This window comes from Pseudomonas sp. P4_B3, from assembly GCF_056402295.1.
This window is the reverse complement of record NZ_JBFUHR010000021.1, coordinates 99,130-106,310: the sequence shown is the minus strand read 5'-3', so window position 1 is coordinate 106,310 and position 7,181 is coordinate 99,130. Positions and strand designations below refer to the sequence as shown.

7 protein-coding genes are annotated in these 7,181 nt (G+C 61.4%); 4 read left to right on the top strand and 3 right to left on the bottom strand.

The window, feature by feature from the left end:
* Positions 1-248: 248 nt before the first annotated feature.
* Positions 249-1,019, bottom strand: coding sequence for an ArsR/SmtB family transcription factor (locus AC1DWG_RS23770; RefSeq protein WP_477764087.1), 771 nt, complete (start codon positions 1,017-1,019; stop codon positions 249-251).
* A 79-nt stretch (positions 1,020-1,098) separates the two neighbouring features.
* Between AC1DWG_RS23770 and AC1DWG_RS23765 the strand changes: the two genes are divergently transcribed.
* Positions 1,099-2,250, top strand: a complete 1,152-nt coding sequence (locus tag AC1DWG_RS23765) for a cytochrome P450 (protein WP_477764086.1) — start codon at positions 1,099-1,101, stop codon at positions 2,248-2,250.
* A gap of 51 nt (positions 2,251-2,301) precedes the next feature.
* On the opposite strand, the gene AC1DWG_RS23760 is transcribed toward AC1DWG_RS23765, so the two are convergent.
* Entirely contained in the window at positions 2,302-2,640 is a 339-nt protein-coding gene (locus tag AC1DWG_RS23760; protein ID WP_477764085.1) for an FKBP-type peptidyl-prolyl cis-trans isomerase, read from the bottom strand.
* A 173-nt stretch (positions 2,641-2,813) separates the two neighbouring features.
* On the opposite strand from AC1DWG_RS23760, the gene AC1DWG_RS23755 reads away from it, so the two are divergent.
* From AC1DWG_RS23755 to AC1DWG_RS23745, 3 genes are all read left to right on the top strand, one after another.
* Entirely contained in the window at positions 2,814-3,887 is a 1,074-nt protein-coding gene (locus tag AC1DWG_RS23755; RefSeq protein WP_477764084.1) for a diguanylate cyclase domain-containing protein, read from the top strand.
* 191 nt (positions 3,888-4,078) lie between these two features.
* Positions 4,079-5,371: a tricarballylate/proton symporter TcuC gene (gene tcuC, locus AC1DWG_RS23750; protein WP_477764083.1), complete on the top strand. Its 1,293-nt coding sequence runs from the start codon at positions 4,079-4,081 to the stop codon at positions 5,369-5,371.
* A gap of 26 nt (positions 5,372-5,397) precedes the next feature.
* A complete protein-coding gene (locus AC1DWG_RS23745) occupies positions 5,398-6,174 on the top strand; it encodes a substrate-binding domain-containing protein (RefSeq protein WP_477764082.1) in 777 nt (258 codons plus the stop codon).
* Here AC1DWG_RS23745 and AC1DWG_RS23740 read toward each other — a convergent pair.
* Entirely contained in the window at positions 6,164-7,078 is a 915-nt protein-coding gene (locus AC1DWG_RS23740) for a LysR family transcriptional regulator (protein ID WP_414918781.1), read from the bottom strand. The two genes, AC1DWG_RS23745 and AC1DWG_RS23740, sit on opposite strands and share 11 nt — an antisense overlap.
* Positions 7,079-7,181: the final 103 nt, after the last annotated feature.

Below are 7,181 nucleotides of genomic sequence, written 5' to 3'. Positions count from 1 at the left end.
GCAGTACCACGATTCACCCTTCAGGTTTTGCGATAGCTGAACAACAGATGACGTGAACGGCCTACCGGCCTGGCGAAGATCCTGGCATAAAAATCGGCTTTAAGAAGCCGATGGGCTTTTTAGGATCGTCAGGCGCGATTCTCATCGTGGCGCTGGGGCATGCCCCAAACAGACGCCGGATAGATTTAAGCAAGCCAACCACACCACCCGTTAATCAGTATTGCAAAAATGGGGGCGACCATAGATTTTCATGGGCGTAAAAAGATCGCAGCCCCTGTAGGAGCTGCCGCAGGCTGCGATCTTTTGCTCTTCTCCTCAATATCCAACCGCAAATCGACCCCGAACCGCCCCGCTACCTCCTTGCGCCCCAACGCCGTCAACGCCAACGCGCGACTGTCCAGATCCTGGGTCACCCACTTGCGCTTGAGCGCCGTTTGCAGCAACGCCGCACCCAGCGATCCGCCCAGATGCGGCCGACGCATGCTCCAGTCCAGGCACGGGCAGGCGAAGCGGCGGCGCAAGGTGCTCAAGTCCTGTACCTCGATCCCAAGCCCCTGAAACATTGCCGAACCACTGTCACTCAAGCGATAGGCCTGTTCGTCGGTTTCCTCGAGCCAGCCCGCCTCGAGCATCCGGTCATGCATCAGCACGGCCAGGGTGCCCGCCATGTGGTCGTAGCAGGTGCGGGCAAACTGCAGGCGATCCGGGGTCCGCGAGTTGAAGCCCGGCGCAGTGTTCTGGCCGATCACCATCAGCGCCTCCAAGGCCTGGGCCACGCGTTTGTCCGCCAGGCTGTAATAGCGGTGACGTCCCTGAACGTGCAGCCGCACCAGCGCCAGCTCCTTGAGTTTGGCCAGGTGGGCACTGGCGGTCGACGCGCTGACTTCGGCCACCGTCGCCAGTTCGGTGCTGGTGCGGGCGTGGCCGTCCATCAGCGAACAGAGGATTTTCGTCCGTGCAGGCTCGGCGATGGCTGCCGCTACCTGCGAGACACCGATGTCGTGTTGTTCTGCGCTCATATTTCGCTCCCGGACGAATCAACGCCCTTTCGGACTGGAGATAGTAGCAACACTTTCCAACAACAAAAGGCTGCGCCCCATGGACCCGATCATTGCTGCGACCCATGCCGATCCTTATCCCTACTACGCACGACTGCGTGCCGAAGGTGGGCTGGCTTTTCATCCAGAACTGAACCTGTGGGTGGCCAGCAGCGCCCGGGCGGTGGCCGCCGTGCTGGCGCATCCCGATTGCCACGTTCGACCGGCGCAGGAGCCAGTCCCCAAGGCGATTGCCGACGGCATGGCCGGCCAGGTGTTCGGCCAATTGATGCGCATGAATGAGGGTGAACGCCAGCGTTGCCCACGGTCGGCGATTGAGCCGGGGCTGGAGTTGATCGATGCGCGGGAAGTCGAGGCCCTGGTCAGCGCCCGATTGATGACCGCGGATGCCGCAGGCCTGTACAACGCCATGTTTCGCGGACCGGTGTGCGTGGTGGCGGCGTTGTTGGGATTCACCCCGGCTCAGGGCCGCGCCATCAGCGAGTTGACGGCGGATTTCGTCGCCTGCCTGTCGCCCTTGAGTGACGCGGCGCAATTGACCGCCGCCCACGCTGCCGCCGAACAAATGAGCAGTTACTGTGTCGAGCTTCTGGCCGACCCGGACAACCACAGCCTTCTGCTTGCAGGCATCCGCCAGCGCTTCGCGTCCGGCGCACCGCAAACGCTGATCGCCAACCTGATCGGCCTGTTCTCCCAGACCTTCGACGCCACTGCCGGACTGATCGGCAACGCCGTGCTGGCATTGATTCAACATCCGTCGTTGCGCAGCGAATCAACCCCTGTCGAAGACCTGCTGGCCGAAGTGCAGCGTTTCGACCCGCCGGTACAGAACACCCGCCGCTTCGTCGCCGCCCCCTGCGAGATTGACGGGGTGCAGCTGAAAGCCGCAGACGTGATCCTGGTGCTGCTGGCCTCGGCCAATCGCGACCCGCAGCTCAACGACAACCCCGACGCGTTCCTGCTCGACCGCCCGAACCGGCGCAGCTTCACCTTTGGTGCGGGGCGCCATCAATGTCCGGGGCAACGACTGGCGTTATGCATTGCGGGCGCTACCGTCCAGCAAATTCTGGCGATGAAGACGGCACTGGATCGCCTGACCTGGCATTACCGCCCTTCCTTGAATGGGCGGATTGCGCTGTTCAGTGACCGACCGAAAACCGCTCAAGCAGTGCGGTATTCGACGGTCAGGTGAGACAACTCATGGGCCGGCGCCAGACGTTCGCATTGGCTAGCCAGCTTCAAGTCAATCATCCCGCGTCAGCACTTCCAGCAATTCAATTTCGAAGATCAGGTTCGAATTCGGCGTGATCTTGCCCATGGTGCGTTCGCCATAGGCCAGATGCGCCGGCACCAGCAACTTGCGCTTACCGCCGACCTGCATGCCCATGATGCCCAAATCCCAGCCCTTGATGACCCGCCCGGTGCCTATCACGCACTGGAAGGGTTTGCCACGGCTGTAGGAAGAGTCGAATTCGGTGCCGTCCTCCAGCCAGCCACGGTACTGGGTGGTGATCAGTGCGCCTTTGATGGCGGTTTTTCCGTCACCCACCTGAAGATCGATTACCTGAAGCTCGTCATTCATTGAATTCACTCGTATGCTCTCTCGCCCTCAAGGGCCTGACGGGCGCCGTTTTCCCAGATTTGCTCTCGATTGGCAACCATTGCCGTCTCCGCGCGCGGCGTTTAAAGCTGTTTACTGAACTAAAATAATCAACAATTACCCGTACGGTTCACCGCCCTGAAGGCCTCCCCCGAATGATCCTGCTCTGGACCAGCGTCATCCTTGGTTCAATGACGCTTACCCTGATCGTCGCGCTGGTCTGGCGCGAACGCTCGCTGCACAAGCAGCTGGCGGAGTATCGCGCGATCATCAACAGCCTGTCCGAAGGCCGGAGCATCCACCAGGATGACGACGCCGAGCGCTTCAAACGCAGCCAGTATTTCGCTCGTATCGGCACCTGGGATTGGGATGTCGACACCGACCGGTTGTACTGGTCAGATGCAATTTTCGGCATGTTCGGCTTCAAGATCGGCGAAGTGATGCCCTCTTACGCCCTGTTCTGCTCCTGCGTGCATCCGGACGACCGGCACAGGGTTCGGGCCGGCGAACTGCGTTGCCTGGAAACCGGCGAAAACCATGACGAGGAGTACCGCGTGGTCTGGCTCGACGGAACGATCCGCTGGCTGCGGGAAACCGGCAACGTGGTCAAGAATGACCACAACGAAACGATCAAGATGATGGGCGTGGTACGCGACATCACCGAAGAAAAGGCCTCGGCCAACTACCTCAAGCACCTGGCCCATTACGACCGGCTGACCGGCCTGCCCAATCGCCTGGTGCTCGAAGAGCGCCTGTCCGAAGCGCTGGAACAGGCACGCGCCGGTGCCACGCGGGTGGCGCTGGTGTTTGTCGACCTCAATGGTTTCAAGGCCATCAACGACCGCTATGGTCATGCGGCGGGCGACCGGGTGCTGGTCACGACCGCCACACGGCTCAAGCGCATTCTGCGTGGCACCGACACCGTCGCCCGGATCGGCGGCGACGAATTCGTGGTCATCCTCCAGGACCTGCCCCAAGGTAAAAGCCTGCAAGACGAAGCGCGCACCATCTGCCAGAAAATCTTCGTCGAACTCTCCCCGCCCGTCACCATCGGCAACGACCAGCGCCACATCGGCACCAGTCTCGGCGTCGCCGTGTTCCCCGATCATGCGCCGAGCATCGACCGCTTGCTGCACATTGCCGACCTGGCGATGTATGAGGCCAAGCGCAGCGGGAACAATCAGTATCGGCTGGGCACCGAGAGCGTAGTGCGGGCACATAGCGAATAGCGTTTCGTCGACGGGTGCCTGTACCGGTAACTGCACGAGCACGTCCACGAATGCATTGATCCACTTCACACATCAATGCATGCCAACTATGCAATTAACATATCGATCCCCCTGCTCCACTATCCGCCCCAATAAGAACCGTGCGCCGCGTCCAGGCAGCGCACGTCATAAAAGCGGTGGAGTATTTATCGATGACAGCCTCAATCCCGCGCGGACGCTCTCGCGCCAGTGCCATTTTCCGGGTCACCTCGGGCAACTTCCTCGAACAGTTCGACTTCTTCCTTTTTGGTTTCTATGCCACGCAAATCGCTGCCGTATTCTTTCCGGCCAGCAGCGAATTCGCCTCGCTGATGATGACCTTCGCAGTGTTCGGCGCAGGCTTTCTGATGCGTCCGTTGGGCGCGGTGGTGCTGGGTGCCTATATCGATGATGTGGGCCGACGCAAAGGGTTGATCGTGACTCTGTCGATCATGGCCAGCGGCACCATCCTGATTGTGCTGGTGCCCGGCTACGAAACCATCGGCTTGTTCGCCCCGGCCCTGGTGCTGATCGGGCGGCTGCTGCAGGGCTTTTCCGCCGGTGCGGAATTGGGCGGCGTGTCGGTGTATCTCGCCGAGATCGCCACACCCGGCCACAAGGGCTTTTTCACCAGTTGGCAGTCGGGCAGCCAGCAAGTGGCGATCATCGTCGCCGCCGCGCTGGGTTACGCCTTGAACCAGTGGATGGCGCCGAACGTGATTGCCGATTGGGGCTGGCGGATTCCGTTCTTCGTCGGCTGCATGATCGTGCCGTTCATCTTCCTGCTGCGCCGCAACCTGGAAGAAACCGAAGAGTTCGCCACCCGTAAACACCGCCCGAGCATGGGTGAAGTGTTCCGCACCCTGGGGCAAAACTGGCTGACCGTGTTCGCTGGCATGATGATGGTCGCCCTGACCACCACCGCGTTCTACCTGATCACGGTGTACGCGCCGACCTTCGGTAAAACCGTGCTGCACCTGAGCACGTCCGATGCGCTGCTGGTGACATTGCTGGTCGGCGTCTCGAACTTCATCTGGCTGCCGATTGGCGGAGCCCTGTCCGACCGAATCGGTCGCCGCCCGGTGTTGATTGTCATGGCTGTGCTGGCCATCGCCACCACCTATCCGATGCTGACCTTTCTGGTCAACGCGCCCAGCTTCATCCACATGCTGCTGGTGTTGCTGTGGCTGTCGTTCATCTACGGCCTGTACAACGGCGCAATGATCCCGGCGCTGACGGAGATCATGCCAGTGGAAGTCCGGGTGGCCGGTTTCTCCCTCGCCTATAGCCTGGCTACGGCCGTGTTCGGCGGGTTCACCCCGGCGATGTCGACCTTGCTGATCCAGTACACCGGCGACAAGGCGGCGCCGGGTTACTGGATGAGCTTTGCAGCCCTGTGCGCGCTGTGCGCGACGCTCATGCTCTATCGACGCGCCTCGAACCATCTGCAACCGGTGGCCTCGTGAACCGGCCCTTTATCGAGAACTTGACCATGAAAAAAACCTTCAGTTTTGCCGCCCTTGCGTTGGTGGCCAGTCTGGGCTTGAGCGGCATTGCCCAGGCTGAAGAGATCCGTGTGATGACCTCCGGCGGCTTCACGGCGGCCTACAAGATCCTCGGCCCGAAGTTCGCCGCCTCCACTGGCAACACCCTCGACACCGCACTCGGCCCCTCCATGGGCAAGGCCCCGGAAGCGATCCCCAATCGCCTGGCCCGGGGTGAGCAAGCCGACGTGGTGATCATGGTCGGCTACGCGCTGGACGATCTGATCAAACAAGGCAAAGTCGATCCCGCTTCAAGAGTCGAACTGGCGGATTCACGCATTGGCCTGGTGGTGCGCGAAGGTGCGCCGAAACCGGATATCAGCAACGTCGAGGGCCTGAAAAAGACGCTGCTCGACGCCAAATCAGTGGCCTACTCAGACAGCGCCAGCGGCGTGTACATCGAGCAGCAGCTGTTCAAGCGCCTGGGGATCGAGGACCAGCTCAAGCCAAAGTCGACCATGGTGCCGAAAATCCCCGTGGGCTCGGTGGTTGCCACCGGTGACTATCAACTGGGTTTCCAGCAGGTCAGCGAACTGTTGCCGGTTCCGGGGGTCAGTTTCGTGGCGAAGATTCCGGAGTCGGTGCAGTCGGTCACCCGGTTTGCCGCCGGTATCCCGGTAGGTGCCCGACACCCGGCCGAAGCCAAGGCCTTGCTGGAATACATGGCCTCGGCCCAGGCTCAACCGGACGTGAAAGCGACCGGACTGGACTCGGTCAGTCGCTGACCGACGGCTGCAGGACTTTCATCTCCACCACCAGCCGCTCCAGCTCCAATGCCGCCGGGGTCAGGGTTCGACCCCGGCGCTTGATCAGACCGACGCTGCGCATCACTTGCGGTTCGGTCAATGGCACCCGCGTCAGGATCGGATGATCCGCCGCCGGCATCGCCATCAACGGCACCGCCGCCACGCCCAACCCGGCCTCCACCAGACCGATCATGGTGGTCACGTGCCGGGTTTCGCAGATGCTCGGCCGCTGCGGCACCACGCCGGTCAGCGCCTGGTCCAGCAGAAAACGGTTGCCCGAGGTTTTATCCAGCGAGATGTAATCCTGCTGATAGAACTCGTCCCAGGTGACACTGCTTCGCCCCGCCAGCGGATGATCGCGCCGGCACGCCACGACATACCCCTCTTGCACCAAGGGCTCGAAATCCACTTCGGCTTCCAGGGTGCCCATGAAACTCAGGCCGAAATCCGCTTCGCCATTGACCACCGCGCTCAATACGTCGTGGGCGCTGGAGTCCAGCACCTTGACCTTGATCCGCGGAAACTGCCGGTGATAGTGCGCGATCACTCGCGGCATGAAGTAATACGCCGCCGAGGGTACACAGGCGACCGTGACATGGCCGAGCCGGGTCGAAGCGACTTCGCTGATGCCCAGCAATGCCACGTCCAGATCGTCCAGCAGGCGTTCGACGCTGGGCATGAAACCGCGGCCGGCCTGGGTCAGGCTGACCTTGCGCGTGGTGCGCTCGAACAGCCGCACGCCGAGGGCGTCTTCGAGTTTTTCGATGCGCCGGCTCAAGGCTGGCTGGGAAATACGCACCGTATCGGCGGCCTTGCGAAAGCTGCCCTGCTCGACCACGGCACGGAAGGCTTGCAGATCGTTGAGGTCGAAGTTGATCGCCATGGGGGCTACTCGAGAGGGACAGTTGGATTGATCAGCTAATTCTATAAATGTAACTAATTAATGCAAACTGTAACATCTGAGCCCGAGCGTTTTGCTGACGCCG